Genomic DNA, 25,613 nt, shown 5'->3' with positions numbered 1-25,613 from the left:
GGATGTTGTTTTACCGATTGTTGCAGCAGGCTGTTGCAACTGAACCGGTGACTTACGAGAACGTCGTTGTGAGGAAGGCTAAGGAGGAATAAATGAGAGGTGGAGCTAAATGGATACCCCTTACGTATATACAGTATTAATTCAAGGGGGTAGACTGGTCAATACTGTATAAATCTCAAACCAAGGCAAGACTGCCTTTGGTTAACTCTCGGCACTTTACACTTTTTATTCTTCATAATTCACGATGTTAATTTTCTCAATACACCATGATTTTGAACTTTCAGACCAGCTCAAATATTTTGCCATATCTTTGATTTTTTAATTTCCATCATCCCGCTATGTCAGGACTATAAATGTGCTTGAAATTACTATAAAACCCAGCATTTAATAAACATACGCAAAATAAACGCGCAAGTTGACAAAGCTTGGTTAATCTGGCATTTTCTAAGCTCAAATTGCGAATAGACCCTATGGTTTTCGCGAGCGGAAACGCCCCCGGAGCAACCGCTATAAAAAAATCCGAGATAACCGATCCCGCCGAGTAAGCGGAGAAAGCCGGCCTCCAGAGCCGACCTCACTGAGGAAAATCTGGAACACTGAAAGAGTGCGACCAGTCCGGCTCGGCAACAGTTTAAAATAGCCAAACGGGGGCGATATCGCGAAAGCGGGTGATGAAATTTCACTGGTTCTTACAAGGAAAGTGTATTGTGAGTCTTGACGCTGAGGCTGAAATCGCCTCGCTAAACCGGCGCCTCGCCATTAGAAAAAAGCGCTCTCGCTACGGCACTTCCCGCCTCGACAAATACCGCAACGAAATCCTCGCCCTCCGAAAGAAAGGCGCAACGTTGGCTGCACTCCAAATGTGGCTGCGTGACCGCCGCATAAAAGTCGAGCAATCCACCATCTCACGCTGGCTGAAAAAAAATGCCCAGATTCAGTAGCCCTGAATCCCGAGGTGCCAAGCAGGCGGCCTCTGTTATAAAACGCCTCCAAGGCACAGAAATTAAATCCGTAGGCACAGCAAGAAACTACGAGCAAGCACTATCAAACGTTGCCACCACTCTTGCTCGGAACAATATCGACTTAGAAGACCTTACCCCACAGACCGCAACGGAATACCTTGTCGATCGTGCCACTCAAGTTGGCCAAAGTGCGCTCAATATGGAACGGCAGGCCCTCCAGGCGATGATGACGAAAATCACACTCCAACTACCACCAGGTGAAACACTGAAAGTCATCAAATCCGAGCAAAAGACAATACTGGAAAGTCGTGCTTATACGACCGACCAAGTCCAAGCTGTAGCCGAGTGCCAGACGCCCAAAAACGCGTTGGCAACTGAAATTGCCCATGCAGCAGGACTTCGCGCTCACGAATTGGCAACGCTTGACCATACAAAAAACCGCCCTCCGGACGATCGCCCTGCACTCCAACAAAAGTTTGAAGGGCGAGAGGGCGTCTCCTATACGGTTGAAGGAAAAGGCGGCCTTGTCCGAGAGGTCCTAATTCCTCACCACCTAGCCAAACGATTAGAAGGCTCGCGATTCCCGCACCCCATGCCCTATAACGACAGAGGGGTTTTTTATCAGAGCAACTACGACATAGGCAAGGGACAGGCATGGTCGCAATCCTTCTCTGACGCTTCAGTCCGAGCGCTTACCTGGTCAAGTGGTGCCCATGGGCTTCGTCACTCCTACGCTCAGGAGCGGATGGAAGAATTACAATTTCGAGATTATGAACGCGTAATTGCCCTTGAGGTCGTTTCACAGGAGATGGGACACTTCAGGCCAGAGATCACGGAAACCTACCTACGATGAAATTTTATTACGGCTTGTTTGCCTTCATACTTGCTCTTGCCGGGGGCTACCTTTGGTGGTGGATGGGTGATTTTTACTTGGCTTTTGAAAGTGGCGGAAAACTTGTCGCCACTCGGACACGGCAGGAGTTTTTTAGCTACGGCTGGCCTATTTTTATTCTCCCCGGACTGATACTAGGCACTTTGACCGGAGTCGCCTTTGGTTATGTCGCCCAGAGTGCCGCCAACAGCGAGGCCGATGCCACTATCAGTAAGCTAGCCAAACGCACTGCCGACGCGGAGCAAATTGCCAAGATTTCCCTTGAGGAAGCGGAAAGAAAAGCTACCACCTTCATTCGGGAAGAACATGAAGAGATCAAGCGCCTGAGACGGGAGTACAGCAATAAATTTCTGCAACTTGAAAGTGATCGCGCCGAGATGGAGCGAAAACTTAAAGCAGCAAATGAGAAAGTCGAAGACGCCGAAAAAAAGAAAACCAGCGCAATGGCCTACAATGATCGCCAAAACCGCAAGAAAGCCCGCTCTCAGAAGTCATAATCCATGCAAGCCAAAACAGCCTGCACCACTACCCCAGCCAGGCAACTTTATTACAACTTTTTTCTAATTCATTCACACCCTTGACTCGCCAGAAGAGTTTCTTTTGCAAGTCAGCCCCACGAAAACCAAACGGCTTCGCAAGGCAGTTGCAGCGCCTCGACGCCTCTCTGAATTCCAGGCCTTCTTTGCTCAGCGATGTCATCCTGAATTGCGCTCCCAGCCATGTGTTTTGGCAATCTCAAAAAACGCTCGCCAAACGGAGCGTAGTCAGCACAGATTCCGATTGGGTGATAGCGTGGTGGAAGGTGCGTTATTTCAAGCTTAGCCGATGATGCTTACCAATCTCACCAGTAAAAGCCTGATCGACGCCAGCGTCGCGTGCAAAATGTGCCCACTTGGCCACGGACTCCATCACCTCGTCGATGATCGCCTTGGCGTCTTTTTTGAATGTCGCGGCGGGCGCCATCAGATCCTCTAAGGTGAAATTATCCCGTTTACCGTTTAATGATAATTGATGGCTATTTACCCAGCGTGAGTCAGGGCGGTAGCTATAGGCCACATCGAACGCCGGCGCCAAGCGCCAGACTCCGTCGTTTCCCATTATGAAACCGAAGTTCTTGGTGTGGTCATCGTGGTTTCTCGCCACAATGTTAAAGACCATCCGGCGGTACATCTCAAGGGCGGCCGGCCGCGACATTTTCAGCTGCCGCATCACTTGAAAAAGTTGTTCGTAGCTATACATGCCGGGTTGCTTATAGTCTGCATGATCCATGGCGCAAAGTGATTGGTAGTGAAGCTTGCTATTGCCAATCCGATCAAATCGCTTGGTCATGAAGTGGGCCAGGTTACCGTCCTCCAGTAGTTCGCAATGCGACATACTAATGCCCGCCGCCGTGGCCATTTTGTAATAAGCGTATTCCATTCGCCCAAACCCCAAGGGGTCGCCAAAGGTCTGCTCGCCAGCGCTGTGCTCAACCACACCATCGAATTTCAGTAGGTAGTGCTCGAAGCCCTCCGGCAGGTCCGCCTGACCGCTGCGAATCTCAGTCCGGTTTATATTGATGCCCACGACCGCCTTTGGCCGAGCACCGCCAGCCGAGGTACCGACCTGCATCATGGCCAGAATCCCGTCTTGGCCATCACCTATGATTTCTCGAAGCCCCGCGCGCTGATCCAGTACCTGTTGAGCCACATCAAGCAAACTATCCAGGGCAACCGTGCTCCCGCGCGCCATCTCACTGTTTAAGGCAGGTAAATATTCCAACGCCCCCATGCCTCGGGTACCGGTATACAACAATCGTTCAAGGGGGGTGAAGGACGTAGAACTGCGTCCCTCCCTAGCCAACCAAGCATTAATAACTGCGTTACCAAAGTCATCGGGCAAGGTATCGGCAAAAATAGCTGGCAGCCCCTTATAGGTTTCCTCAGGAAGGCTATTGAAGGTATAGACTGCTTTTTTGAGCGGCATATGTAATGGGGCAATGTCATAGCCGCTTGCCAACCACTCCTGGGTATACTCAAAGGCGCTTTCCCCCGTCTCGCGGTTATAGGCCAACGCGCCGACAAGCTGCCCCCAGAGCATAACTTTTGCGATATCGTACGATTCTGCCACGACCTTATTCCCTGTAGATTTCTTTTAGTGGTCTAAAGAAGGCTTACCAGTTGGCATCTTCACTTGACGGCTTTAACCCGGCTTTCTGATTGTCACGTTCCCTGGCACGTTTGCGCTTATTGCCCTCCATCTTCATGAGCTCAATCGGAGAAAAGGGTTTCTTAGGAACGAAGTTTTCAATCAGATCCAGCGAATCCAACGCCCGCAGAATGCCGATAATGTTTGAGAACGCCCCCTTTCCCGAAATCGTGTTCCGGTAGGTTTTTGGCGTGATACCCAGTGCATTCGCGATGCTTTGTTGGGAGATATTGGCCTCCAGCCGGCGCTGCTCAATGCGCTGACCTATCTCAGCGGCAATGGCCTCGTCGCTCATGGAATATATTCTTTTAGAGTCCATAACTACCTCTTAAGACCAATAATTATGAATAGAGGGTAATTTATCACCTAGTCTACCAGATCAAATCTCACCAGGCCAATAAAATACTTCAATATATAAGGTATTAAATTACCCACACACAACATATATACATTTTTTGGGTATAAATTTACCCATTGATTAGCCTGGATTTCCGTTTAGCAAACTGAGTGAAACGAGGGCAGGCAGACTGCCACCCACCCGACAAAAATGAACATCGGGCCAGAGACTGATTGCTGAGAAAGACAAGTAAGATAGCGACACTAACTTCCGGGATTTACTCCGACTCCTCGCGCACTGAGGTTTTGCATCCCATCAACCTAGCGCTTGCTCAGCTTTCTCCTGCAGACAACCTCCACAAGCGGCAATAAGCATCACGTTATGAAGGAAAGCCTAGCCCGTCATTGCCAGCACTTGCCTATGCATCCCCGGAAGGCCTTTAAGTTCACCATGAGCGTGCTCATGCTGATTTCCCAACGAATAGAATAAAGCCCATCGAATGGCGCGATGCTGTCTGTATTCATTACTTAGAGAAATCCAATCAGGCCTTACTCAACGGGAGTGACTTCACTTATGTTTTTATCTGAATCCCCTTACCGCCCCTGATCATTTTCTCGATCAACGAAAAGTTATCCGCTCCCCAGAACTTGATCGACACTTCCCCTTCCCAACCCTGGGCGTCAGTTTTAATCCGGACGGGGCAGCCGGAAATTTCAGACAACTCTTCCTCAAGGATCGCGATATCTTTGTCGGGGTTATTGGTAGGCTTAGGAAGCGGTGCCACCTCCCCCGCCTTTCGTAAGCTTTCTTCCAACTTACGAACTGACCAGTCGTTTAGGGTTATCTTTTTTAACCAGGTTCGCTGCTCCGGCTTACCCAACGCTGCCAGCATTTTGGCATGTCCGACCTCTATCCGTTTTCCAACCAGCGCATCTTTTAGCATCGTATCGAGTTTGAGCAAGCGAAGCATATTAGCAACATGCGGACGAGACTTACCGGTCAATTCCGCAACCTCTTTTTGAAGCAGCCCCTGCTCCTCCATCATCAACTGATAGCCTTCCGCCTCTTCGATGGGGTTGAGATCTTCCCTCTGTAAATTCTCCACCAAGGTGATGATTGCCGCCTGCTCGTCGTCGTAGTCAGCGATGAGCGCGAGGACTTTTACCTCGGCTTCCATACAAGCCCGCACCCGTCGTTCACCGGCCAAAATTTCATACCGGGTGCGCGTGGGAGTCGGGCGAAGAATCACCGGAAGAACATTCCCCCCCGTCACCCTCACACTCGCAACCAGCTCAGCCATTGCCGAATCGTTAAAATCCAAACGGGTCTGAAATGCCCCTCGGATGCACAGATCAGGCTCGACGCGAAGCAGTTCAGGCGCCTGGCCAGAGAACCTTTCACCAGAGAGATAATCAGGCTGCATTTCTTGAAGATTCATGGCGTTTTCCGTGTTCTACGTGGAACTTTTTGTGATTTTTGCATTTTTTTGCACACACATAAAATGCATTTTTATCATTATAAATCAATGAGTTAAAAGAATTTTTTGCGCTAGGTTCACCCGGTGAACCTAGCTATATCAACTCCTTCTTACAAGCTTCCAAAATGCGTTCCACAGCATCCTCTGACAGCCCCTTGATCTCGATTTTTACAGCCCCTTTATTGGTTACAGACTTCTTTAGCTCAGAGCCAGCCACAGCGCCTTTAAAAACCTCCGGAGCCCCACGCCGAGCCTCAACTGCCTTTTCCTTTCCTGCCGTCCGCAGCAACTTAGCAACCTCTTCAGCCGGTAACGGATCATCCCCCGCGCTTAAGGCTTGCTGATTCTGCGCAGCAATCTGATTAGCGACATCGAGAACGGCTTTTGCAGATTTGCCGCCTTTAGAGAGAGCCTGGCGAGTAGCTACTGCAAACTTCGCCGTAATATCATTGACGTTTGCGAAAGCACGAACGACTACAGGATCCAAGTCGACCAGCGCTTTATAATTAGAAGCCATGCCCTTAGAGATCCCTTCAGCAGCGCTCAGCTGCTCCCAAGTTTTATACAGGCCATCGCTAATATCTTTCTGAAACGAAACCGCCTTCTCATAAACCGAAATGCTTTTGTGTTCGTTCTCAGTCCGGCTCAACACCCGGACATCTGAGTCTGGAATATCACCGACAAACGCAAGATATTTTCGCTTTAAGTCTCTTGCACACCACAGGCGTCGAGATCCCTCAATCAACTCATAGCGCCCTCCCTCTTTCGGGCGAACCGTTCCAGGAACCTGCTGGCCTTGCTGTTGAAAAGAGGCGTAAATATCCGCGACAGCTGCTTTATTAAGCAGATCTTGTGCACGTTCATTTTCTGGCGAAACATCAACCAATTCAGGATCGATTTCTTCAAGCTTCAATCTGACCTGAATTTTTGTAACAGGCATCACCTTAAGAACAGAATCCGCACGCGCCGAAAGGTCTTTGATCTGCTCTTCCATTACCGCCATGCTTTGCGCAGATTTATCAATCCGTGTCTCCTGCCCTGTCGCTACTTCAAACCCTGGCTGAGACCGCGCTCGACGAGCTGGCTGAGAATCGCCACCCTCCCCTGCCCCAGCCTCTGGCTTAGATTGGATATCCGACAATGCCGTAGTTAAAAAGCTTGGCTTTCTTTTATTTTTACGTGAACCTGTCTCGCTCATTCTTCACCTCCAACGACTGCAGTTACTCGATTCAATGCAGATTTCAGATTTCCTGTTGTTGAGATTTGTCCGGTAACAACCCGACTTAACATCTCATCAAAAAGACGATCATAGTTTTCGACCGCCGACTTAAGACCTTTCGGGTTGGTCGACTCACTTGGCGATATTTCATAAATCGATCTCAACTCATTACCCCTCTTTCTCGCCTCTTCTGAAGCAACAGCGGGTGTTTTTAGAACCAGCGTTCCAAAGACCTCACGAATGATATCTTCCATCGTGTAAGACGCCTCAGTCGAAGAAAACTTGGTGATTAAAAAACTGATATTGGGCACATCAACCGCAGAGCCACGGTCGACATAGTTATCAAGAACGGAACAAATGATGTCGACAAACTGAACGGTAGAGGCAAAGTCCACCATGTGTGCAGGGGTCGGAACACAAATTTCGTCGCAAGCAGAAAGGACATTCAAGGTAGTTACGTTTAGAGAAGGCGTTCCATCAATAAGGATTACGTCGTAATACTCTTTTAAAGAGCTCAAACCTTCACGAAGAAGCATGCTTGGGCTATCTACTGATTTGCCAGTTCTTTGGGAATAAATACCCACGGCCCCGTTTGTAATCTTATTTCTCTCAAGTTCGATACGGAGTAGATCTGCACAACCAGCGATCAAATCGATGTTCGGCCAATAAGTGCCTTGAACGGCATAGGAAAGATCGTCAATAGCATGATAATCACCCTTCTCTTCCTTTGCCCAAGCCTCGTCTTGGAGGAGAAATGGCCCCATAGTATCGCCATACTCTATATCCATATCCGGCTTAAACCCCATTAACGTTGTTAGCGATCCCTGAGGATCCGTATCCAACATAAGGACCTTATAACCTTTTAAAGCCAAATATTGAGCAAAGTAAAAAGTAGTCGTCGTTTTCCAAGCCCCGCCCTTCTGGTTCAAAACACCGAGCGTGCATTTTCTAGCAAGAGGGTCCGGTTTGCGCCCAAAGATCTCCCGCATATTCAAAATCTGATCCAGCGTATAACCCGCTCGGATACTACGCCCATCAGCTGATTCCTTCTTGTCAGGCTCAGGTAAGCGCCCCTCTCTTTCTGCTTTATAGAGTCCCTGACGAGTCAGGTTCAACATGTCACAAACTTCTTGTACCGAGAACCGTCGTGCCATAACCTTGGTTACCAGACCCAGTTCTTCCGCAGCGCCTTGACTCAGTTTCTGAACGGAATCATTCAGCAAAACTTGTTCGATACGCTCAAGAAGCTTGTCTGCTTTTTCGGTGCAATTTTCAAGCTGCGACCTTAGCGAAATGATTTTTTCAACGTTAGACATCGGCTTTTCCTGTAGGTTGACCCAAGAAATAATTAGTACACAAGATTTGACTCAAGTTTACAGTTAAGGTAGTTTACATTCCAATAAATATGAACTAATTAGGTATTGAAGCCGCTCTAATGTCCCAAATAAACGAGTCAGCAGCGTTAGCCTTTCTCGTGGAATCCGCAAAGCAAAGGGATAGGGCGGAAGAGGGCCTGACGCCCCAAAAATACATTCAAGAATCGACCATCGACGCAAGCCTTACTGCTGCTTATATCAGCGAGCTCTTGGCAAAAGGCTCTGAAAACTTACCGATTAATGCGCTTAATCTTCTTCCTCAGATTGAATTTGATAAACTTTCTGATGCTGAGATCTATGCACTATCACAAAATGCCAATTTTCAAGCTGATGCCGATAAAGCATTTGAAGCGTGGTTTCTTCCTTCTCCAATTGTTCAGACAGGCTTACCGTTACGTAAAGTAAGTGGCGAACAAAGACAGATACGTCGAAATGGTGATCTGACCGTTGAGTTTGTCTGCGCGAGCAGTGATCATCATCTACCGTACGGTATGCCAGCTCGCATTGTCCTCGCGTTTCTTTCAACCCAAGCAGTCCAAACTAAGAACAGAACGATTGTGATTGGCGATACACTCAAAGGATTCCTTGAAGATTCCGTTGGTGTAAAAGCGACAAAAGGGGAGAGGGGCAGTTACAAACGTTTTGGAGAAACACTCCTAGACATGTGCCACCTGGTAATCAACCATCGGGCCGGATTTGAAAAAGCAGATCAAGGTAAAACGCTTCAAGGTGAGAAGGGCGGTAATATCCCAGTCGTTTCATCACATGCTTTATGGGGCGAAAGTAATTACCAGTCTGAACTGGGTGGTGTTATCAAGCTATCTCAAGAGTATTACGACTTGGCAACTCAACACGCCGTCCCAATTGCTCAAGATGATTTTGAAAAGCTAGTGAAGCTTGGAAAGCCTCTCGCTTTTGATATTTATTCTTGGTGCCATTATCGTCAACACGCGATGGGCACCGCGAATCGCCGGGTTTCTAATATCTCTTGGCCACAGTTGTATGCCCAAATGGGCTCAGAGTTTCCCCAACGCAGTCGGTTTAGTGCCGCATTCCGAGAATCCTTGGATCTCTTGCAAAAGGAAAACCTCGTCCAAGGCATTGTTGCTGACAAATCAAAAGTTATGCTGATCCGTCGTTCGGCAATTTCTTAAGATTAATTAATACATCCTCCCAAAATCAGTCTGATTCTCTAAATTTATTTAGATTTCTGTAAAAATGCAGAAATGTCATCCTCAAAAAATACCTTCGAGTTATATTTTTCAAAATTTCGAGAGCAAATTCGGCTCGTTTACATATATTTCGTATATTTGCGACTTAATGTGAACGAATAATAGGGCTTATCTATTAATATTTACTCCGAAAGCAGGTATACCTATATTTTAGAGTTATCCACAATTGAGGATGACACTTTTGCAAGATAAAGGATGACATTTATGCAAATATGGTAGACAGAATAGAGGGGAAAGATGACAGAGTAGATGACACTGGCTATGACTAAAATAAATTTATTTCTATATATTTCAATAGGTTAGTTGCCTACATAAAGACACCTATGGTTACATATAAAACATATTTAAGTATTAGAGTAACTACTAACAATTCTCATGTATCAAATAGCTACGATTGAAGCGCTTAAAAAAAGCTTAGAGGAGGGGATACCTCCAGAATACATAATTCATGCAATTCAGGAATCATCAAAGCCCATCGACTACAGCAAAGAAGCCCTTGATACCGATTTTGATGAGGAAGAAAGGTATATTCCCCCAGCCCAAGTACTAGCCGACTTATTAGAGTCTGGATTTACAATTGAGATAATTCAGTTTGCTCACTACACCTTTACCCTCTATTGGAAAGATAGGGGACAGAGACCGCAATATGCTCACCAACTTTTTTTAAAACATTGCCAGATTACGCGCGATTACTCCTAGGTTCAGACAAGCACAAAGTCCAAAATAGACGAAAATGGGAAATAAGCTCATCTATCTGTTTTAGTCACTTATCGACGCCAACTCATTTCTGTCTAGCATCACCATGCCGCGTGTAGCATTTGCACCTTTATTTAATATAATTAATATGTGCAGTGATTTATAGATAAAACCCATGATTGCTCCCACTCAGCAGTTTGAAGAACGCGAATCTGACTGAGCCGAGCTGGCCGTCATGATGATGACGCTGTTCAAGCACTGGAAACTAACCACTGCAGATCAGATCTCCTTACTAGGGCTCTCCACTAGCAATAGGGCGGCATTAAGCAGGTATCGTAAGGGCGAGCCACTATCCTCTAATCGTGATCTACTGGAGCGAGTTGGCATTCTGTTGGGAGTGCATAAATCGCTTCGCTTGCTGTTTCCACGAAACCGTGAGCTTACTTATGCTTGGATGAATACACGCAACCGTGCTTTTGAGGGCATGACTCCAGTTGAAGCCATTAAACAATGGGATTTTGCTGGCTTGCTCTGGTTCGCGCTTACTTCGACAAGTCCAGGGGACAATAGTGGAGGGTGGAGGGACTGTTCAACGGTCTAACCATTAAAGATGTCCATGAGGATATTCATAGGAATATCGTGTCATTGCGTGTTTCTGAAGACCTGAGCGATACCCGGATGCTTGGAAGGCTGCCATTGATCTTGAAATTGCGACAAAATTGCACTCCTACGCCCACCACCAGCCGATCCAATCTTCTGAGTGCTGCGGATTGGCAGGATATTGAAGGAGTGGAAATCGAAAGGAACGTCTTTTTAGTACGATGTGATTCGGCACTGTTGGATTTTAGAGCAAAATTCGGACCCATCCGGCACTCATCGATGCAGCAATTCAACATGATGGCCACCCAGGCCTCGTATCAAGATCTGCCCGTTGTGAGGGTGATATTTGCGCCGTTCTTAATCAACGGGTTCTATCCAATCCAAGACAACATTGTTATTTAAGCTATCGTATAGAAGATAGTGGTATTGCTGTTGAAATAGTGGACTATTACTAGGAGGTAATTGGTATGATTAAAAACGGTATGCGTCCGGTGCATCCGGGTGAAGTTTTGCGAGAGGATTATCTGGTTTCACTGAATATGACCGCTAAGGCGTTGGCTAAAGAATTGTGCATAACGTCTACACGCATCAATGATATAGTTCGTGAGCGTCGTGGCGTAACGGCAGATACCGCCTTGCGGCTTGCGCGTTACTTTGGTGGCGATGCGCAAAACTGGCTGAATCTTCAATCCACCTATGACCTAAGAACTACTGAGATAGAGGTGGGTAAAACCATTACAAAAGAAATAATCCCTCGCGGTGAATAAGCCACTTAGGTGTATTTGCTCGGGCTAGTAAGTCAACGATCTTCGGCGCGAATTTAATAGTCTTTCAATTTCTTCTGCTCTTCCTGCCAGGCATAGTCCCTAAACTGAGGTAAATAGCGATAAAGGCTTAACTTAGGTAACCATGCCTGAGCTTCAATTTTGACATCCCCTCGTTTTCTCGCCTCTTTCTCCAAAAATGTTTCCAGGGATTGCCACTTACAGACGGGGAGATTATTAGCAGGCATCAAAACAATTGACGGTGTAACCACCATTTTTCGATGAAGGGCAGAAGAGGGGAGAGCAGGATCCCCAATCACAAGGTTAGCCCTCAACTGGGGAAGTAAGCGCTTACGATAGGCAAGGACTTTTTCAGTTTTTGGTAAGCCGTTCAGTGCCTGAATAGCAAACTCCTGATCGGACTCCATGGGTAATTTCTTTGCTAACTCCAACGCACTCTCGACGGTTACCCGAGTAATTTCGCCGTGCTTAACTAACCAGGTCCAACTGACAGAACGGGTTCCCTTTTCTAGAAGCCTAACTTGTCGAAAAGCCCAAATCAGGTTTATCCCAGAAATATCGGCCAACTTTAAAACCGATTTAAATTCCGGACTCCGTTGTGAACCCCGCTCGATGATTTGTTCCATTAAACGGGAAAAGTCAGATTTCAACAGCCAGGATTCCGATTTGTCCGCGGCGCAAGATTGCCGAATGGCTTTTACAGCAACCTGAAAAGCCGCTTTTTTCTCATTCAATATTCCGACCATAGCAGCGGCTTTATCCGAGACACACAAAACTCCGGAGGAGGGAGGCGCTTCGGAGCCAATTTGAAATCCGCGCAAATCGCCCTGGTGAAATTCAGAGACAGGAACCGGTTGTTCTTGAGGAATATCGGTATACCAGAGGGGGGTGATTACTTGGAGAGCAGATTCACGATCGAGATCGTTATTGCCCGTTTGAGCTTCAGAAGGAAGCCATAAAGCAAGGGCTTCTTTACGAAGCTGTGCCTTAAGCTGCTCATTGGCAAATTTCAGTTCATCTGCAGAAGAGCGAAGTTGAGTTATCAGTGAGTAATCCATGCATATTTATACCACCCCCGAAAGAATTTAGCCAAGTGTTTCCTGTTTTGTCAGATAGATTTAATTGTTTACGATTTTAAAAGTTTTAAGACGGCTCTATCGGGGGTGGTATAATATCTTGGAGATTAAAAAGATTTTTAGCCCGATAAGAACACATTGGTGCTTTAAGCTCTATTGAAGCCCTGTCGATATCAGATAAGATCCAGTCACGGGACATTTCTTTATCGGGAAAATCCTGTGATAACGCTGCCGGGCCGTCAGGAGTTGTGTTGGGCCACCATTCATATCAATCAGTTCTTTAGGTCACAACTAATAGCCGCGCGTGCTCCAGCACCTCATTGTGCCTCGCAATCCACATATCATTCATGAACTGGTGGTTCAACCAGAATTCCTGCGTTGTGCCCAAAACCTTGCCCAACAGAAAAGCGGTTTACGCGCGAATCCCCCGCTGGTCCAACATCGAATTAACGGAAGATACACCGTTGGCGAAGAATGCTTATCAACTTTTATCTTGCGTAATTCGCTCGCCTAGCAGCTTCATCGGTAGCGATTTACTTGTATCTAAATAACGATTTGCACTTCGCTCATCAGACCACTGCACCCAATCCATCAAGTCTTTAGTTGAGGCATCCAAGCTTTTAGCAAAATTTGCAAAACCCCGACGTAGCGAATGGCTGGAAAAGCTTCCTTCTTCTATACCTGCTTTTTTTAGCGTGACCCGCATCATTTCTGACACCCTATTGTGATGTATTGCGGAGTCACCTAAATTTCCCCACCGCCCAATCTTCACAAAGACCGGGCCATTTTCAACCATCCTAGCACTTTGCCAATCAAGCATGGCATTGACGGGGCAGAGGTGAGGTAACTCTTCCAGCTGCCATGAACGCCCTGTCGATTCTCTATCTGTTTTGGAGGTTTGGAGATAGAGTTCCATTCTCCGCTTTGGAGCCTGACCAGGTTTAGGCTCTGCCATCGAAAACTTGATATTCTCGAAGGTGAGACGCACCAACTCATCCGACCGAAACGCAAACCAAAAGCCGGTTAGGAAAAAAGCCTTGTCACGGATTGCCACCAGCTGCCTTTTTCTTGCTTCGCGAAGCTCGGATCGATTCCCCTCAATTTTCGCGGCTTCTGTAATTTCCCAATCACAGTACTCAACGACACGCTTTAGGGTTTCGATAGACAGAGACTGAGCCTGCTTTGGCTGAGTGCCGTATTCACTTCTTGCACCCTTAAGTATTGCCCTAACATTTTTATCACGGGTCGGATCAGGGAAATCGTAGTCGCGGTGCCAGCTCCCTAGTAGGGGTCCTGAGGAAGAACCGACAAATTTGACAAGTTTGATGATCCGCAAGGATTCCTCCATTTAACTGCCGAACCCTCAATAATCATCCGTCTGGCTATAGCGACCCCTGGAGCTGCTTAAACTGCCCCTGGATCACCGCCTTTTCCTGAAGAATCACCTTGTTCTCGTCGGTCAGAAACGCCATTTTGTCTTGGGTGGATTTCAATTCAGCTTTGGCGGTCTCCAATGCTTGGGATAACACGGCCAATTCCTTATCGACATCTGCTTTCTGGGCCGTGAGAGTAGCTATTTTTTCTGCCAATCGCTCATTTTTATGCTGGTATTCCCGGTTCTTCGCCAAAGCGTCTTCAATGTCGCGTTTCAGGTCCTTGATATCATCTAATTTTCCGTCTAAATCCTTGCTTATCGTTGCATTAGCCTGCTCAAGTTTGTCGGCATTGCTTTGTAATTGCGCATTTGCATCAAACAGCTCCGACGCTCTTGACTCAGCCTGGACAAGCCGGTGTTGCAGATCCTGGATCTGATCTTTCAATCCCTGGTTAACCGAACGAAACTGTTCGCGCTCTTGCTGACGGTCTTCGGCGGTACGCTGCTGGTAATGCTCAAAGTGATCGCGAATATCCTTGTTTTCCTGTTTGAGTTCGGCAACGCTTTCCTTCAATTCAGTGGCCCGTACAAGAGCTTCATCCCGCTGGGACTCGGCTTTGGCCAGGCCGACACGGGCGCCTTCCAGGGACTTGTCTTGCTGGCTTTTTTTCTCAGTAACACGTGATAGTTGGTCGCCCAGATCTTGTTGGCGAGCGGTAAGCTGCGCGATGGTGTTGCGGGCCTCGGTCAGTTCTTTTTGGAGTTCATCATTCGAAGCCTTGAATTCGTCGCGAGCCTGTTCAATCCGATGGTCGCCCATCTGCTGCACCCGCTCATACAGGGACTTTACCACCTCTACTAGGTCACTCGGCAGTCCGCTGACATCGGCTGCCTCCCCGATGTCGGACCGCCAGCGCTTGAGCAGCGGCGCGATGGTGCTTTTACTGCCGGTGCCGAGGTGCTCTCGCACCCGATCCACTGTAGGCTCTTGTCGGCGGCTTTTAATGGCTTCAGCGGCTTTGGCGACATCGTGATAAGTAACTCCGGCGCGGGCCATGGTGAATTCCTCTCAGATTATTTAGTACTGTATTACATATCACGTAATATAACATTATGCGTGGACTTTTCAAGATTACTTGAATTCCAATTCATAACCAACGATAATGACTATTATCGTTGGTTATATCGATCAAACCGAATTTTCCCACTTGTAATGCCGGTACATAGCCGCCTTTAGAGCGACTGCCACAGGACCCCGATTCATGAGTAATAAATCACCTAAATTGGCCACTGACTTATCGTTACGTAATGATGAACCCGGTGAGCTTATCCGCCAGGACTCGGAAGCGTTGCGTCATTACCTCCAGGCAGCCACTTCCGACAACACCCGCAAAGCTTATCGATCCGCCATTCGGCAGTTTGAAAAATGGGGTGGCCGCTTGCCCACGAACCGGGATGCAATCGTGAAGTACCTGCTGGCGAAAGCCGAATCCCTAAACCCCCGAACCCTGGATCTACACCTCACAGCGATCAGCCAATGGCACCACTACCAAGGCATCGCAGATCCGGTGCGTGATCCACTGGTGCGTAAAACCTTGGATGGCATTCGTCGCACCCATGGTCAACCCAAACGCAAAGCCAAAGCGCTACGGCTGGAGCACATCGCACAGATGGTTAAGCATCTACTGCAGCTTCCAGACAGCAAGAAGAAGTATCGGGATGTCGCATTGGTGTTAACGGGCTTTTTCGGCGCCTTTCGTCGCGGCGAACTGGTCGCCATACAAGTCAACGACCTGATGTGGGAGCCGGAAGGGCTGATCATTCGGCTGCCCCGGTCCAAGACTGATCAGCAAGCCACTGGCTTAACACGAGCTCTGCCCTTTGCCGGGAATCCCGTCTGTTGTCCGGCCAAAGCTATCAAGAAATGGATGGAATTCGCTGGGATTACCACTGGCCCGCTATTCCGACCGGTCAATCGCTGGGATCAGATGCAAGCCAATCCCCTCAATCCTGGGGCCGTGAATGACCTACTTAAAACCCTGGGCGGCACCTGCCAGTTTGACTTTGTTCCGGAGCTGAGCAGCCACAGTTTTCGGCGAGGTCTCTCCACGTCAGCTGGACGGGAGAAAGTCGATTTTGAGTTGATTAAAAAGCAAGGGGGCTGGAAGAGCGATGCCACCGTTTGGGAATACATTGAGGAAGGTCAACAATTTTCCAGCAATGCCGCGGTCACTCTTATGGAAAAAATGAATCAAATAATTAATAGTTAACAATGCACATTCAACTCGTTAGCATCATGAAAGATAGACAACAAAGTGCCGTTAATACGAGATATCTGCATTAAGACAATCAGGCTCCCAGCAAGACGTTGAGTTAAATACTATCCCCTGAAGCTCTAAACTCTACTTAAACAATGTTCAGCATTACTCGGTACTTTTATGTAGTTTGAGAAAGGACGTCACCACAAATTCGGCGTGTTCAGTCAGATTTTCCAGAGAGTTATCAATGGGTATGCCATAAAGCCCGCGTACCAGATCCAAACGCATCAACATGCCAAGAAATATCTCTGCTGCGCGTATCGAATCGTCGCATTCAATTTCACCAGCTTGCGCAAGCGCAGTTAACCATTGGCTGAGCCGCTCCACCGTTTTCTGTGGGCCCTGAAGGTAAAAAAACTGCAAATCCAGCTCAGTACCATGGGCCGCGTTAAGGGCCCGCATAAATTGCAAATGCTCTTGGTCGACCAGAAATTTGAGAATGGCGAGGCTGAAATCCAGCAACGATTTGTTAGCATTTGGCTTTACACCGGGAATGAGGGTGATCGTTTCTGCAAAGATTTCCGCTTGTCGGCGCATGACGGCCGCTATTAATTCATTGCGATTGCTGTGTCGGGTATAAAGCGTGACCTTTGATACGCCTGCCAGTTTGGCTACCGCTTCCATGGTGACCGCTTGCGGACCCTCTCCAAACAGTAGCGCCCTTGCCGCTTCCAGGATGGCCTGGTCTTTATCCTTGTCAATGGGTCGCCCAGGCTGCGCGACTTGCTTGCGATTGCTGGATGTGCTATCTGTACGCTCGCGTTCATTAACTGTTGGGGTTGTGCTCTTCATGCGTCTAGCTCTCTTTCTTACTTTGATATCAGTCCTGTATGGCTGTCAGGAAACCTCTCGATCAGATACTGTGATAAAACCTCGTACAGTATACACGGCGACATTATCAGAGCATTCGCTGACATTACCGCAAGGGTTTACAGGCACAGTACAGGCGCGTACAGAGGTTGCAATAGCCTTTCAAGTAAGTGGCCGTATTCTTAAGCGGCATGTGGATTCCGGTCAGGTCGTTGAGATCGGCGAGCTACTGTTCTCATTGGATCCAAAGAAATTTGAACAAAACCTGGAGGCCGCCAAGGCCCAGTTGACAGCTGCTGAGGCAGAATTGATGTTCGCAGAAGCCAACCTCACACGTGACAGCACCTTGGCTGAACAGAACAGTATTAGTCGACGTGTATTTGAGGCGTCCTTGTTGTCCAAGCGTGCCGCTCAAGCCCAGAAACAGGCCGCTCAGGCCAAGCTTCGGCAAGCAGAAATTGCGCTCGATCATACCTCCCTCACCGCCACAAGGCCAGGCATTATGGTGAATGTTACAGCTGTGCCAGATCAAGTGGTGACGATGGGACAATCCCTGGGGATACTGGCTGATACTCGCGAGCTAGAGGTTGAGGTGTTTCTACCCAGGAGTGCTTATCCGCCGAGTGAAGCGCTGGCTCATATCGATGATGTCCTGATACCGCTAAAGCTTCGTGAAATCGCTGGTGCTGCAAATGAACGCAGCCGAACCTGGCGTGCGCGCTATCAAGTTGAATCCTCTGCTAGTGAGCTGAAGTTGGGCTCTTTGGTCAGGGTCAGCGTGGCGATTGCTGATTCCCCCACAAAGGTTTTTTCAGTACCGCTGACGGCATTGGACGAGCGCGGTGATGGTGCACAGATCTGGCAAATCGTCGATCAACAGGCCCAACCCCAGAGCGTTGCAGTGCTTAGCGTTACGCCTGTCTCAGCTCAAATTCAGGGACAAGGCCTTAAGACCGGTGATCGAGTTATCGCTTTAGGTACTCATCTTCTAGTGCCAGGTATGCCTGTTAAAGAGTACGCACAATGAGCTTTCCTAACCTATCGGCACTTGCAGTGCGTGAGCGATCAGTCACTCTGTATTTCCTGATTTTATCTGTGTTCGCAGGGGCTTATGCGTTTGCCTCATTGGGGCGTGCGGAAGACCCCTCTATTACACTGCAAATGTTAGTGGTTTCAGCAGTTTGGCCGGGTGCCACTCCTGCAGAGATCGAACAGCAAGTGGTTCACCCAATCGAGAAGAGCATCCAGAAAATTGAATATCTTGACGAAATCAAAACGACAGTCAAGGCAGGCCGGGCTGATATCCAGGTTCAATTTCATGATTACACGCCACAGAATAAAATGCCGGAATTACAGTTCCAGGTGAGAAAGCGTATGCTGGATCTGTCCTCTCATTTGCCTGAAGGGGTTATTGGTCCGATAGTCAATGATGACTTTTCCGATGTGTATTTCAGCCTCATCAGCCTTTCGGCACCCGGACTTCCGTTGCGAAAACTAACACGTTATGCCGAACAGCTCCGAGATCAATTACAACTCATTCCCGGTGCCCGCAAAGCCGATTTGATCGCCGAGCGCGAAGAGAGAGTCTATGTCGATTTAGACAATGTGCTCATGACTAACAGTGGCATCTCGCCCCAAGACGTATCTGAAGCGATAAGAGCATACAATACGCTGATGCCCGCCGGTCAGATCGACACGGCTGGGCCGCGCTTACAGTTTCGACTCGATGCAGATCTGTCTGATCCTCAGCGTTTGGCACAAGTTCCTATCCGTGTCGGAGAGCATCTAGTTCGACTGGGGGATGTGGCTGTCATCACCCAAGGTTACGAGGAACCTGCATCGTATTTAGCTCGAGTCAATGGTGAAGACGCGATACTTGTCGGCTTGGTCATGAACAAGGGTGAAAACGGCTTGGTGTTTGGTGAACGCCTGGCTGCATTTCTCAGTAAGGCCCGAGCTGAGCTTCCCCTGGGTATGGAGCTGAATCAAATCACCAATCAGGCGGATGCCATTGAAGCGGCGGTTAATTTGTTCCAGGTGAAGTTTCTGGTGGCCGTAATGGTTGTGATGGGAATTGGATTTTTATCATTAGGGTTGCGCGCCGGTTTGATCGTGGGTATCGCGGTTCCGATTACCCTGGGACTGGCATTTGTGTTGATGAAATCCGCCAATATCAACCTGGATCGTATTACCTTGGGGGCGCTAATCATCGCATTGGGTTTATTGGTTGATGATGCCATCATTGCGATTGAAATGATGCTGGTAAAACTGGAAGAAGGTTGGAGTAAAGCAAGCGCCGCCACTCATGCCTGGAATGCGACGGCTTCGCCCATGCTTTTTGGTACTTTGATTACAATTTTCGGTTTTGTTCCGATTGGATTCGCTAAATCAGGGGTTGGTGAATACGCTGGCAATATATTTTGGGTTTTGGCCTTTTCGCTCATTATCAGTTGGCTGGTAGCCGTTACTTTTACTCCTTATTTGGGCGTAAATATCCTGCGAGAACCCAAGCATGAACCTAAAAATACACACGATCAGTACACATCATCGTTGGCGTATGAGCGCCTCCGGGCCTTGATTACGTGGTGCGTTCGCCATCGGCGGACTGTGGTCTTGCTAACCTTTGCGGTGTTGGTGCTAAGCGTAGCAGGCATGGCAGGACCAGTGGAAAAGCAGTTTTTCCCTGGCTCGGATCGTCCAGAAATATTGATCGATGTGAATCTGCCACCTGGAACGTCGATCGCGACAACTGATGCGACTGTCAAACGTATTGAAAAACTATTGGATTCAATGGATGGTGTTGCAAACTACGCCAGTTATATCGGTGGCGGAGCACCACGTTTTTTTATCTCGGTCAACCCCGAGCATCCAGACTCTTCATTTTCTAAAATAATTGTGACGGCGACAGGGCCAACTGAGCGAGACCGGATTATAGCCGAACTGGACCAACATGTTGCCGTTGGCGCTTTTAGCGAGGCGCGTATTCGCATAAGACGCCTTTTATTCGGCCCCCCGGTTGACTGGCCTGTCAGCTTCCGCGTCGTCGGCAAAGACCCTGCGACCTTAAGGAAAGTGGCCCATCAGATTAGAGAGGTCATGTCCCAAAACCCGCACGTCGTTAATCCGCATTTGGAGTGGGATCAGCGTATACCAACATTGAACCTCGAAATGGATGAGCAGCACCTTCGTCTAATGGGATTGACACCACTCGCGGTCGCTGAACAAATACAATATCGACAAAATGGAGTTCCAATAGCTGCGGTCAGGCAAGATATCAGAACGGTCGATGTTTACGTTCGCGGCCAAGGTACCAGGCAAGCCACAAATGAGCCTCCTATTTATGAACTCCGGAATGAACAAGGTCAAAAGATACCACTTGCGCATCTGGGCGAAGTGAAACTGGCTTACGAAGATGCCATGATTCAACGCCACAACCGAGAGCTCTTTCTGGCTGTTCACGCGGAGGTAAAGTATGCGCAACCACAGGATGTCACCAAAGCATTATGGGCGGATCTGGAATCAATTCGAGCGGCGCTCCCTGATGGTTACAGGATTGATATCGGTGGCAGTCTGGAGCGCTCAAAAGACGCGGAGGACTCTATAAATCAAGTTTTCCCACTGATGATTGCACTGATGGTAACTTGCGTGGTGTTGCAAACGAGAAGTTTTACAGGTGTGATGATAGTGCTGTTGACGGCACCTTTGGGCGTCATTGGCGCTGTTGTGGCGCTGCTGGCTTTCAAGCAACCATTCGGATTTGTCGCCTTACTTGGGCTGATCGGATTGGCGGGCATATTAATGCGAAACACTTTAATTCTAACCCAGCAAGTCAGCGATAACCTCGAGGATGGCATGCTGCCATCGGAAGCGGTAGTCGAGGCGGCTGTCAGGCGGGCAAGGCCAGTGGTGCTAACTGCTTTGGCTGCCGCGCTCGCGTTCATTCCATTGACGACCGATATTTTCTGGGGACCGATGGCGTACGTTCTGATTGGTGGCGTCGTTGTGGGCACCGCCATTACGCTTCTGTTCGTGCCCGCGCTTTACGCATTGGCATTCCGTTTGGAAAATGGATGAGCTCGTATGCGAGGGGCGCAGCGTGCTCTACCATAAAAAAATGAGCCTGATGATAAGAGGAAACACGCGTGAAAAATCACATGCCGCCACAACACCCCACAAGGAAACCTCCGATGCGTAGACTCATTTTGCTGACAATAACCGGTTTAGTGATCGGCGGCTGTTCCTTCGCGCCCGAATATGTGAAACCGCAGGTACCACTGCCTGAACAGTGGAGTGATCCAAGTCTGGATGATAATGAAAATCGAGCCGAACAATGGTGGCAAAGGTTTGGCGATCCAGCTCTCGCAATATTGGTGCAGGAATCCCTTGACGCCAACCTCGACCTTCAGATCGCGGCTGCTCGAGTCGCTGAGGCCCGCGCGTTTCTCTCGGGTCGAGAAGCGGAACGCTACCCAATGCTGAGTATTGAAGGCAGTGGCGCTCGTCAAGGGCCGAGCGAAGAAGCAGCCGGTTTTGGGCCCAATCAGGCCAGACCTTTTACTGATTTTCGAGTCAGCGGCCTGTTGACCTATGAGTTTGATCTTTGGGGAAGAAAGGCAAATGCCAGCGAGGCTGCACAGCATAGGCTGCTGGCCAGCGCTGCTAACCAGGAGATGGTGCGCTTGGCAATTATCTCAGAGGTGGCGAGTGGCTATATCAATTTACTCGCGCTGAATCATCAGATAACTATAGCTGAGAACACCGTAGCCACTCGGCGTGAATCAGTTCAGTTGCAGCGGACTCGCTTTCAAGGTGGCGATATTGATGAGTTGGCACTGCGGCAAGCGGAAGCGGAGCTAGCTGCGACACAGGCAGAGTTGCCCGCTTTACGCCTCCGACAAACCTTTCAGATCCATGCAATTGGAGTTCTATTAGGAAAACCGCCTCGTGATATAAAGCAAGAGACGCTTACAACTCACAGTTCAATCGAATCTCTTGAGGCACCGGCAACATTTTCTGCAGGACCCCCTGCAGCGTTGATTGTGAGGAGGCCAGATATAAAAGCCGCTGAACAACTCCTAAAAGCGGCGAATGCCGAAATCGGTGTCGCCCGTGCGGCGTATTTGCCAACCATTTCATTTGCGGGGCTTATCGGCTTACAAAGCGCTCAAGTAGGGGATTTGTTTTCCAGCAACGCTGCAAATTGGCAGCTAGGCGGTTCCTTGCTCTCGCCCCTGGTGGATTTCGGTCGCACAGAAGCGCTTATCGCGCAAGCCGAGTCACGGCAAACTCAGGCGTACTTGTCTTATGGACGCGTTGTTCAACAAGCCTTTCGAGAAGTTTGGGATGCATTAGAACAAGTTCAACGCACCGACGAGCGTTTAGAATCAAAACATAGTCAAGTTACTGCGCTTAAACAATCGACCCGCTTAGCAAGCGAACGCTTCAAAGGTGGGTACTCAAGCTACTTGGAAGTGCTTGATTCCGAGAGAAACCTATTTAACGCGGAACTAGCCCTTGTCGAAATCAAGCGTGATCGGTTGTTGGCGGATATTAGTCTGTTTCGTGCCCTGGGTGGTGACTATTAGCCCTGGGATATACTTGTTTCACACTTTGAATTCAATCAACAACCACAGTTATCTCCAATACATGAATGGCATTTGAATGTGGCTGACGATCGGGTTGTATTGAAGCGGCTCTCGCTATGGAAAACATCGAACGCATTCAATTGCTATCCAGCGCGGAAGTCGAGGAGTTATATGCACGCCCTGATTTCAATACCCATGAACAAAGCCTGTACTTTTCATTAAATACGGCAGAACGCGCCGCACTTGGGCAGTTTCGCAATACACGCACCCGTATTTACTTCATTCTTCAACTGGGCTATTTCAAGGCCAAACAGCAGTTTTTCAACTTTTCACTCGATGAGGTCAGCAGCGATGTTCAGTATATCGTTGCAAACTATCACAACAATGCGGATATCGCGCAGATCACAGGAAGCCTTTCTCGTGAATATGCTCGTAAACAACGCCAGGCGATCCTTGCGCTTTTCGGTTACCGAAACTGGTCGCCGCAATATACGGCTGAAATCGAATCCCACATCAGTCTTTTATTACGCTACTATCCCAAAGGACACAGTGCATTCCGGCAGTTACTGGCATATTTCGACCACCAGCAATTAATCATTCCGTCCTATCGAACATTCCAGGATATGTTCAGTCATGCCTTTGCCGCCGAGGAACAGCGGCTTAGTAACGCTATTTCATCTATCCCGTTGCCTATCAGCGGCCAACTTATGGCGCTGGTGCATCGACATGATGGTATCACGGCGCTCAATATCATCCGCGCGGACCAGAAAGACTTTCAGTATACGGCAGTAAAAGCGGAAGTGGATAAAGCCCAGCGGATTGAGGAACTGTATGAGTTTGCCAAAGTATTTATTCCATCGCTGGGCCTGGCAAAAAATGCCATTCGCTACTACGCCGACGTTGCCGAGCAGTATGCCGCGTCCCGGTTACGCCGGCTGAGTAAACCGCAACAATGGCTCTATGCGCTGTGCTTTGTTTATCACCGCTACCAGCAGATTATGGACAATCTGATCGTAAGTTTCTGCTATCACACGCGCGCAATTATGGATGCTGGCAAGACCTATGCTTCTATGGCCCACATGGAACATAGCTCCCAGGTGGTGACCGATTTTCCGAAGCTGGCGAAGTTTTTGAAGTGGTTTCCAAACCGAAACCCAGATTTGAGCCAGGACGAATTGAATGAAGCGGCCTACAGCATGTTACCCAAAGAACAGTTTTCGGCCATGGCTGAATTTCTGGAAGGCAAATCTTTCGACAAGAAAGCAGCCTTGTGGGAGTACTACGGCAAATCGTCTCGTATATTTTCGTTGTACCTACGCCCGATATTTACAACGGTCAAGTTGGAGTACTACAAAGACAATAGCTACATCGGCGAATTGATCAAGGTACTGAAAGCGCACTATGTCAGCGGCAAAGGCCCATCAGACCTGAAAATCTGCGATGACCTGGGGTTTACGGTTCCCAAGAACATGAATCCGTATTTAAAGCGGGAGCCGAATGACGCTCACATTGATCCGTATCTGTTCGAGTTCTTTGTTTACCAGAAGGTTTACCATGAAATTGACCGGGGCCGCCTCTATTGTAATGACAGTGTCTCCTACTGTGATATTGATGCCGATTTGGTGGACGATGCGCTGGTAGATGATGTTGAGCAAATCGCGGCGGAATTTGGTTATTCCAAGATACCTATCTACTGCGACCAGCGACTTGATGAGGCGCTTCAGGAGCTGAATGATGCCTGGGAGCGAACGACTCACAATATTCGTGAGAACAACAATCCTGGGTTTAGTATTCGTGAAACCAAGACCGGGCAACAATACTGGAGCTTGCTCTATGACAGTGTCGAAAAGCTGGATGACGCTTTCTTCAAAAATCTGCCCAAAGTCGATATTGCCAACATCGTCATGTTCATCGGCGATCGGATCGGGATGTGGAGCGGATTTACTCACATGAAAGATCGCTATACCAAGCGCAAAAAACCGTTACCGTTGGCAATAAACGCCTGTTTGCTATCGGAAGCGTTTGGGTTCGGCGCACTGAAAATGGCCGATATGTCGGATCATGAGATCAGCCAGTTACGCGCGATGCGTGAAGATTTCGTGCGGGTGGATACGCTGTGCGTCGCCAATGAAATTGTCAGCAACCATATTCATTCGTTGCCCATATTCAACCAATGGAACCTGATGGATGACAAGATACTGGCCGACGCTGACGGGCAAAAATTTGCGACCACCGACAGCACGATCCAGTCGCGCTATTCCAGAAAGCACCTGGGCAAAGGCCGAGGCATTTCACTCTACACGTTGCTCGCCAACTACGTGGCGGTCAATGCCAAAAATATTGGTCTGAACGAATACGAAGGGCACTCGTTATACGACATGATCTACAATAACAAGACCGACATTGATATCCACATGGTGACGGGTGATAACCACTCATTGAACAAATTGAACTTTGTTACGCTGGATTCCATCGATGTGGATTATGTCCCCAGCATCAAAAAAGTGCGGGATGCTGCCGACGATATCTATACGGCCAAACCGTTAGACTACGATACCGGTATGGGGTCCTAGGGATTTTGCCTCCAAATACTGCAAAAGCCTCTGAAGCGCCCATGTTTACTGGCCTGTAGAGAGGCATCAACTTTCACCTTTCGGCCGATACCCCTCAATTGGCGCCATTAAAT

General features: G+C 48.5%; 22 protein-coding genes. 13 read left to right on the top strand and 9 right to left on the bottom strand.

The genetic code is table 11. The features are described 5' to 3' along the window. Positions 1-707 precede the first annotated feature (707 nt). Genes IB286_RS14535 through IB286_RS14525 form a run of 3 tightly spaced genes read left to right on the top strand, consistent with a single transcriptional unit; the run spans position 708 to position 2,351 of the window. Complete coding sequence (locus IB286_RS14535; RefSeq protein ID WP_223826435.1) at positions 708-941, top strand: hypothetical protein; 234 nt, start codon at positions 708-710, stop codon at positions 939-941. Beyond that, positions 925-1,815 (top strand): site-specific integrase, encoded by an 891-nt coding sequence (locus IB286_RS14530; RefSeq protein WP_190766792.1) that lies wholly within the window; start codon positions 925-927, stop codon positions 1,813-1,815. Before IB286_RS14535 ends, IB286_RS14530 begins: the two co-directional genes overlap by 17 nt. Next, positions 1,812-2,351: a hypothetical protein gene (locus IB286_RS14525; protein ID WP_190766790.1), complete on the top strand. Its 540-nt coding sequence runs from the start codon at positions 1,812-1,814 to the stop codon at positions 2,349-2,351. The genes IB286_RS14530 and IB286_RS14525 overlap by 4 nt, the downstream gene beginning before the upstream one ends. Before the next feature lie 310 nt (positions 2,352-2,661). Here IB286_RS14525 and IB286_RS14520 read toward each other — a convergent pair whose 3' ends face one another. The 5 genes from IB286_RS14520 to IB286_RS14500 form a co-directional block, all read right to left on the bottom strand. Beyond that, complete coding sequence (locus IB286_RS14520; RefSeq protein WP_317889774.1) at positions 2,662-3,963, bottom strand: type II toxin-antitoxin system HipA family toxin; 1,302 nt, start codon at positions 3,961-3,963, stop codon at positions 2,662-2,664. A 43-nt stretch (positions 3,964-4,006) separates the two neighbouring features. Then, positions 4,007-4,336 carry a helix-turn-helix domain-containing protein gene (locus IB286_RS14515; RefSeq protein WP_190766788.1) on the bottom strand — a complete coding sequence of 110 codons (330 nt, stop codon included), beginning with the start codon at positions 4,334-4,336 and terminating at the stop codon, positions 4,007-4,009. A gap of 613 nt (positions 4,337-4,949) precedes the next feature. Next, a complete protein-coding gene (locus IB286_RS14510) occupies positions 4,950-5,816 on the bottom strand; it encodes a ParB/RepB/Spo0J family partition protein (RefSeq protein WP_190766786.1) in 867 nt (288 codons plus the stop codon). 133 nt (positions 5,817-5,949) lie between these two features. Continuing rightward, entirely contained in the window at positions 5,950-7,053 is a 1,104-nt protein-coding gene (locus tag IB286_RS14505; RefSeq protein ID WP_190766784.1) for a ParB/RepB/Spo0J family partition protein, read from the bottom strand. Further along, entirely contained in the window at positions 7,050-8,390 is a 1,341-nt protein-coding gene (locus IB286_RS14500; RefSeq protein ID WP_190766782.1) for an AAA family ATPase, read from the bottom strand. Before IB286_RS14500 ends, IB286_RS14505 begins: the two co-directional genes overlap by 4 nt. A gap of 119 nt (positions 8,391-8,509) precedes the next feature. Between IB286_RS14500 and IB286_RS14495 the strand changes: the two genes are divergently transcribed. The 5 genes from IB286_RS14495 to IB286_RS14475 all read left to right on the top strand — a co-directional run bounded on the left by IB286_RS14495 (position 8,510) and on the right by IB286_RS14475 (position 11,745). Next, positions 8,510-9,604 (top strand): replication protein RepA, encoded by a 1,095-nt coding sequence (locus IB286_RS14495; RefSeq protein WP_190766780.1) that lies wholly within the window; start codon positions 8,510-8,512, stop codon positions 9,602-9,604. A 453-nt stretch (positions 9,605-10,057) separates the two neighbouring features. After that, a complete protein-coding gene (locus IB286_RS14490) occupies positions 10,058-10,381 on the top strand; it encodes a hypothetical protein (protein ID WP_190766778.1) in 324 nt (107 codons plus the stop codon). A 232-nt stretch (positions 10,382-10,613) separates the two neighbouring features. After that, a complete protein-coding gene (locus IB286_RS15840) occupies positions 10,614-10,979 on the top strand; it encodes an antitoxin Xre-like helix-turn-helix domain-containing protein (protein WP_398285288.1) in 366 nt (121 codons plus the stop codon). 38 nt (positions 10,980-11,017) lie between these two features. Beyond that, on the top strand, positions 11,018-11,380 hold the full coding sequence (locus tag IB286_RS14480; RefSeq protein ID WP_190766776.1) for a hypothetical protein: 363 nt from the start codon (positions 11,018-11,020) through the stop codon (positions 11,378-11,380). 65 nt (positions 11,381-11,445) lie between these two features. Continuing rightward, entirely contained in the window at positions 11,446-11,745 is a 300-nt protein-coding gene (locus tag IB286_RS14475) for a HigA family addiction module antitoxin (protein ID WP_190766774.1), read from the top strand. A 53-nt stretch (positions 11,746-11,798) separates the two neighbouring features. Here IB286_RS14475 and IB286_RS14470 read toward each other — a convergent pair whose 3' ends face one another. From IB286_RS14470 to IB286_RS14455, 3 genes are all read right to left on the bottom strand, one after another. Then, entirely contained in the window at positions 11,799-12,821 is a 1,023-nt protein-coding gene (locus IB286_RS14470) for a hypothetical protein (protein WP_190766771.1), read from the bottom strand. Positions 12,822-13,320: 499 nt separating this feature from the next. After that, positions 13,321-14,175: a site-specific integrase gene (locus IB286_RS14465; RefSeq protein WP_263399088.1), complete on the bottom strand. Its 855-nt coding sequence runs from the start codon at positions 14,173-14,175 to the stop codon at positions 13,321-13,323. Positions 14,176-14,221: 46 nt separating this feature from the next. Continuing rightward, positions 14,222-15,271 (bottom strand): DNA-binding protein, encoded by a 1,050-nt coding sequence (locus IB286_RS14455; protein WP_190766764.1) that lies wholly within the window; start codon positions 15,269-15,271, stop codon positions 14,222-14,224. Between the two features lie 205 nt (positions 15,272-15,476). Here IB286_RS14455 and IB286_RS14450 point away from each other — a divergent pair, with 205 nt between their 5' ends. Then, positions 15,477-16,484: a tyrosine-type recombinase/integrase gene (locus IB286_RS14450; protein WP_190766762.1), complete on the top strand. Its 1,008-nt coding sequence runs from the start codon at positions 15,477-15,479 to the stop codon at positions 16,482-16,484. A 153-nt stretch (positions 16,485-16,637) separates the two neighbouring features. On the opposite strand, the gene IB286_RS14445 is transcribed toward IB286_RS14450, so the two are convergent. Further along, the gene (locus IB286_RS14445; RefSeq protein ID WP_190766760.1) at positions 16,638-17,324 is read right to left on the bottom strand and encodes a TetR/AcrR family transcriptional regulator; all 687 of its coding nucleotides are present in this window, start codon (positions 17,322-17,324) and stop codon (positions 16,638-16,640) included. Positions 17,325-17,394: 70 nt separating this feature from the next. Here IB286_RS14445 and IB286_RS14440 point away from each other — a divergent pair, with 70 nt between their 5' ends. From IB286_RS14440 to IB286_RS14425, 4 genes are all read left to right on the top strand, one after another. Further along, the gene (locus tag IB286_RS14440; protein WP_190766758.1) at positions 17,395-18,369 is read left to right on the top strand and encodes an efflux RND transporter periplasmic adaptor subunit; all 975 of its coding nucleotides are present in this window, start codon (positions 17,395-17,397) and stop codon (positions 18,367-18,369) included. Further along, positions 18,366-21,416, top strand: a complete 3,051-nt coding sequence (locus IB286_RS14435; RefSeq protein WP_190766756.1) for an efflux RND transporter permease subunit — start codon at positions 18,366-18,368, stop codon at positions 21,414-21,416. Before IB286_RS14440 ends, IB286_RS14435 begins: the two co-directional genes overlap by 4 nt. Positions 21,417-21,484: 68 nt before the next feature. Next, entirely contained in the window at positions 21,485-22,927 is a 1,443-nt protein-coding gene (locus tag IB286_RS14430; RefSeq protein ID WP_317889773.1) for an efflux transporter outer membrane subunit, read from the top strand. A gap of 116 nt (positions 22,928-23,043) precedes the next feature. Then, positions 23,044-25,500, top strand: a complete 2,457-nt coding sequence (locus tag IB286_RS14425; protein WP_190766754.1) for a Tn3 family transposase — start codon at positions 23,044-23,046, stop codon at positions 25,498-25,500. Positions 25,501-25,613: the final 113 nt, after the last annotated feature.

The sequence above is a fragment of the Spongiibacter pelagi genome (assembly GCF_014705705.1).
Classification (GTDB): Bacteria; Pseudomonadota; Gammaproteobacteria; order Pseudomonadales; family Spongiibacteraceae; genus Spongiibacter; species Spongiibacter pelagi.
The sequence above is the reverse complement of the archived record's forward strand: the minus strand, read 5'-3'. Positions and strand labels throughout refer to the sequence as shown.